Origin of the sequence: Methylobacterium sp. WL103 (assembly GCF_008039885.1) — a bacterium.
GTDB classification, from domain to species: domain Bacteria; phylum Pseudomonadota; class Alphaproteobacteria; order Rhizobiales; family Beijerinckiaceae; genus Methylobacterium; species Methylobacterium cerastii.
In genome coordinates, this window is record NZ_VRUX01000322.1 from 1 (window position 1) to 4,907 (window position 4,907).

5 protein-coding genes are annotated in these 4,907 nt (G+C 69.7%); 1 reads left to right on the top strand and 4 read right to left on the bottom strand.

The window, feature by feature from the left end; genetic code table 11:
• The first annotated feature begins 367 nt into the window (after positions 1–367).
• Entirely contained in the window at positions 368–1,489 is a 1,122-nt protein-coding gene (locus FV222_RS17380; RefSeq protein WP_147762795.1) for an L-dopachrome tautomerase-related protein, read from the top strand.
• A gap of 166 nt (positions 1,490–1,655) precedes the next feature.
• On the opposite strand, the gene FV222_RS17385 is transcribed toward FV222_RS17380, so the two are convergent.
• The 4 genes from FV222_RS17385 to FV222_RS17400 all read right to left on the bottom strand — a co-directional run bounded on the left by FV222_RS17385 (position 1,656) and on the right by FV222_RS17400 (position 4,761).
• Positions 1,656–2,531, bottom strand: a complete 876-nt coding sequence (locus tag FV222_RS17385; RefSeq protein ID WP_147750392.1) for an RNA polymerase factor sigma-32 — start codon at positions 2,529–2,531, stop codon at positions 1,656–1,658.
• A gap of 307 nt (positions 2,532–2,838) precedes the next feature.
• On the bottom strand, positions 2,839–3,426 hold the full coding sequence (locus FV222_RS17390; RefSeq protein WP_147762783.1) for a CarD family transcriptional regulator: 588 nt from the start codon (positions 3,424–3,426) through the stop codon (positions 2,839–2,841).
• A 460-nt stretch (positions 3,427–3,886) separates the two neighbouring features.
• Entirely contained in the window at positions 3,887–4,225 is a 339-nt protein-coding gene (fdxA, locus tag FV222_RS17395) for a ferredoxin FdxA (protein WP_147750383.1), read from the bottom strand.
• Between the two features lie 209 nt (positions 4,226–4,434).
• Positions 4,435–4,761: an RNA-binding S4 domain-containing protein gene (locus tag FV222_RS17400; RefSeq protein ID WP_147762782.1), complete on the bottom strand. Its 327-nt coding sequence runs from the start codon at positions 4,759–4,761 to the stop codon at positions 4,435–4,437.
• Positions 4,762–4,907: the final 146 nt, after the last annotated feature.

A 4,907-nucleotide genomic window follows, 5' to 3' on the forward strand; every position in this document is an offset into this window, starting at 1 on the left:
CACGCCCCCGCCCCCCCCCACCCGCCCCGCCACCCCCCCCCGGCCCGCCCCCCCGCCCCCCCCGCCCCGACGCACGCCCCCACCGCCGGACCGGCAGGCGCCGACTTGCGCTGAGCCAGCCGACTTGCGCCGAGCCAGCCGACCTGCGCCGATCCAACCGGCCTGCGCCGAGCTGCGACGCCCGGTCGATGAACCTTGGCGGGCCGGCGCCGCGTTGACGGGCCGACGCGGCGTTCCCGCCGCCCGAAAAAGGCTCCCCATGACCATGACGATCGCCGGCGCGTGCCCCGGCTTCCGCGCACGCCTGCTGCTCGGCGGAGCGTTGCTCGCCGGAAGCGCGCTTGCCGGCCCCGCCGTCGCGCAGGACATGCCCGCACCGCAGAAGGACGCCGCGCCGGGTCTGACCAAGGTGGCGAGCTTCGAGCATCAGGTGACCGGCGTCACCGTTTCGAAGGACGGGCGGATCTTCGTGAACTTCCCGCGCTGGACCGAGGACACCGCCGTCTCGGTCGCGGAGCTGAAGGACGGCACGCTGACGCCGTTCCCCGACGCCGAATGGAACGGATGGCGCAACGCCAAGAAGGACCAGGTGGATGCCCGCAACCATTGGGTCTGCGTGCAGAGCGTCGTCGCCGACCCGAAGGGCAACCTCTGGGTGCTCGATCCGGCGGCGCCAGCGATGGCGGCCGTGGTCAAGGACGGGCCGAAGCTCGTCGAGATCGACCTGAAGACCAACAAGCCGGCCCGCACCATCGCCTTCGACGAGACGGTGGCGCCGCAGGGCTCCTACCTGAACGACGTGCGCTTCTCCCCCGACGGCAAGACCGCCTACCTCACCGATTCCGGCGCGAGCGGCGCCCTGGTGGTGGTCGACCTCGACAGCGGCAAGGCGCGCCGCCTCCTCGACGGCGATCCGACCACCATGCCCGACAAGAGCGTGACGGTGAGTTACGACGGCAAGCCGCTGCGCCGCCCCGACGGACGCGGCGTCGAGTTCGCCGCCGACGGCCTCGCGCTCTCGCCCGACGGCAAGACGCTCTACTGGCAGGCGATCAAGGGCAAGACGCTCTACAGCCTGCCGACCGACGCGCTCACCGGCTGGCTGACGTCCGCGGTGGTGCCGAGTGCGCTCACCGACAAGAGCCTCTCGGGCAAGGTCGAGACGGTGGGCGAGAACGGCCCCGCCGACGGCCTGATCATCAGCCGCCACGACGGCCGGATGTACGTCACCGCGCCGGAGGAGAACGCGGTGAAGGTGCGCGACCTCACGGCCAAGGGCGGGACGCCGACGGTGCTGGTCCAGGACCCGCGCCTGCGCTGGCCCGACACCTTCGCCGAGGCACCGGACGGCACCATCCTGTTCACCACCTCGCACATCCAGGATTCGGCCTTCTACAAGCCGGACGCGCCGGCGGCCCTGCCGACCGAGCTGTGGAGCATCAAGCCGGGCGCAGCCGAGGCGACGGGTTCGACGACGGCACCGAAGTAGAGCGGGCACCTTCCCCTCTCCCCGCAAGCGGGGCGAGGGGGGCACGGTGATCGCTCCACCCACGGTCTCGATAGGCGCCAGCCGACATCTTGGTGAATGGGCCTACGGCAAACGAAAAAGGCCCGACCTTCCGGTCGAGCCTTTTTTATCTGAGCCGATGCGAACCTCAGCCCGCGTAAGCCCCACCCGTCGTTTGCGGAAAGCGATCCGCGAGCGCCCGGCGAAGCTTTTCCAACGCGCGGTTCTCGATCTGGCGGACGCGCTCCTTGGAGATGCCGAGGCGGTGGCCCAGCGCCTCCAGGGTGGCCTGGTCCTCGGCGAGCCGGCGCTCGCGCAGGATGCGCAACTCGCGCTCGGACAGGACGGTGAGAGCCTGCTGCAGCCAAAGGTGGCGGCGCTCGCCGTCGACCGTGGCTGTGACGGTCTCGTCGGGCAGGGCCGCACCGTCGACAAGGAAGTCCATGCGCTCGGACGAAGCTTCGCTTTCCTCGCCGACCGAGGCGTTGAGCGACATGTCGGGACCGGAGAGCCGGGCGTCCATCAGCGCCACGTCCTCGCGCGACACGCCGATGGCGGTGGCGATGCGACGGTGGATCTCGTCGCCGACACGCTCCTCGGTCGATTGCATCAGCCGGGCGCGCAGGCGCCGCAGGTTGAAGAACAGCGCCTTCTGGGCGGAGCTGGTGCCACCGCGGACGATCGACCAGTTGCGCAGGATGTAGTCCTGGATCGAGGCGCGGATCCACCAGGTGGCGTAGGTCGAGAATCGCACCTCGCGCTCCGGCTCGAACCGGGCCGCGGCCTCCATCAGACCGACATGGCCCTCTTGGACGAGATCGGCCATCGGCAACCCATAGTGGCGGAAGCGCCCGGCCAGCGCGATCACGAGGCGCATATGCGCGGAGATCAGCTTGTGCAGGGCGCGCTCGTCGCGGTCGTCCTTCCAGCTCACCGCAAGGCCGCGTTCCTCGTCCCGCTGGAGGAACGGCGCTTCCATCGCGGTGCGAATGAACTGCCGACGAATTCCCGCGATTTCCGCCATTCCGCCTGCCTCTTTCTTCCAAGCGCTTCTGCGGCCTCGACCGCGTCCTGCGGACTCACCGGTACGATCCGGGCATCCACGCAAGGCACCGGACAACGGGAAGGCGAAGGCGATGGTTCCGCGGCGATGCAACAGGGCGCGCGATGCCCGGTTCCGCGGCGCGCACGATTCCGCGAGCGGGTGTTGCCGGACGGCTCCAGCCGACATGCGCTTTGGGGGCCGGCCCAAAGAAAAAGCCCGGCGCTGGCGCACCGGGCTCGGTCGACGATGGAAGGGCCGGAAAGGGTCCGGCCGAGTCGGCGCGCCCTCAGGCGGCCTCTTCCTGGATGGCCTCGTCGCCGTCGGTCTCGGCTTCCGCCTCGGCCTTGCCGCGGCGGGGCGACTTCTGCAGGCTCTGGTCGATGAGCTTGAGCGCCTCGGTCTCGGTAATGCGGTTGACGGTCGAGATCTCACGCACGATCCGGTCGAGGGCGGCCTCGTAGAGCTGGCGCTCGCTGTAGGACTGCTCGGGCTGGGCCTCGGAGCGGAACAGGTCGCGCACCACCTCGGTGACCGAAAGCAGGTCGCCGGAATTGATCTTGGCCTCGTATTCCTGGGCGCGGCGCGACCACATCGTCCGCTTGACGCGGGCGCGGCCGGTCAGCACGTCGAGGGCCTTCTTCACCAGCTCCGGCTCGGCGAGCTTGCGCATGCCGACGCTGTTGGCCTTCGCGGTGGGGACGCGCAGGACCATCTTGTCCTTCTCGAAGGAGACGACGAACAGCTCGAGCTTGTAGCCGGCGATCTCCTGCTCTTCGATCGCGGTGATGCGGCCGACGCCGTGGGCGGGATAGACCACCGCCTCGCCGGTCTTGAATCCCTGGCGGCCCGTCGTCGGCTTCTTGGCTGTTGTCATGCGAGAAGGGCCTCCAGAACAAAGCGCGGGGGGTTGCAAGCACCCGCGTGACCATGTCTTCCGGGACGGGACACCCGGCTTCCGACGCCCGACCGACGCCGCCGACCAGACAGGTCGGGCAGGCGGAGGCTCCCAGGCGAGCCGTGCGCAGCCCATGATAGAACAACCGCCGAAGGCAACGCCTCCAGCGGTCGAGCGCGTGCATCCTGTGATCCCGGGTGATCCGGGTTTCGCGTTTTGAACGCGGCAGGCGGCACGTCAGGCGCGAGCGACGGCAGAAGGATTGTCTATCACAAATCAACGGTCGAATCAAAGCAGCGCGACGCACCCCGGACGGTTCGGGACCATCCGGAGCGCGTTATGCACGGGTTCGCTGGGGCCGGCCGCGGGCCGGCGAGGCAAACGCAAGGCAACCCGAAGGCCAGCCGCCGCGTCGATACGCGGGATCGTGCCGGCTTGTTCAGTCGCCGGTGCCGGGGGCGGCGGAGAAGTGGGCCTCGAACTTGCCGGCCACGCCGTCCCAATCCTTGGCGTCGCCGGGCGCGTCCTTCTTCTGGGTGATGTTCGGCCAGTCCTTTGCGTAGTCGGCGTTGACCTTGAGCCAGGTCTCGAGGTTCGGCTCGGTGTCCGGCTTGATCGCCTCGGCCGGGCATTCCGGTTCGCAGACGCCGCAATCGATGCACTCGTCGGGGTGGATGACGAGCATGTTCTCGCCTTCGTAGAAGCAGTCCACCGGGCAGACTTCCACGCAGTCCATGTACTTGCACTTGATGCAATTGTCGGTGACGACGTAGGTCATGGTGCGATTTTCGTCCTCGATCCGCGCTGGCCGCATCCGCGGCCGCCGGGGGCTCGAACGGTCTCGCGGGCGGGCGAAGGCGCGTTCGGCTTGCGTGTCGACGGGCCCTCGTAGGCGGCCCTTGGATGGGAAGGGCTCTAGCCCCTGCCAAAGGGGCTGACAAGCGCAGCCATGCCGCAACCTGGCCGCCGCACGGGACTGTGGCTTGTCTACAATGATTCCAGGGGCGGGCTGGGCTCTACAGAGAGAGGGGCCGGAGCCTCGTCGCCCCCGGCGGCGAGGTCCGCGTAGAGCAGCCGGGCGACCGGGGCCGAGCCGCGATGCGTCCCGAGGTCCAGGATCCGCAGGATGAGAGTGGCGTGGGCGGCGGCGACCGTCAGCACGTCGCCGACGGCCAGCCCCTTGGCCGGCAGGGTGGTCCGCGTCCCGTTGAGGCGGACGTGGCCGTCTTCCACGAGGCGGGCGGCGAGCGCGCGGGACTTCGCGAACCGCGCGAACCACAGCCACTTGTCCAGCCGCTGCCGCCCTTCCTTCATGCAGACCGGCGGTGCCTCAGCGCTTGCCGCCTTCGCCGGATTCTAGCTGCGCCTTCAGGGCGGCGAGCTTGGCGAAGGGCGAATCGGGATCGGGCGCCCGCTCGCGGCGCGGGGGCCGGGCATCCGGTCGAGGGCCGGCATGGCGC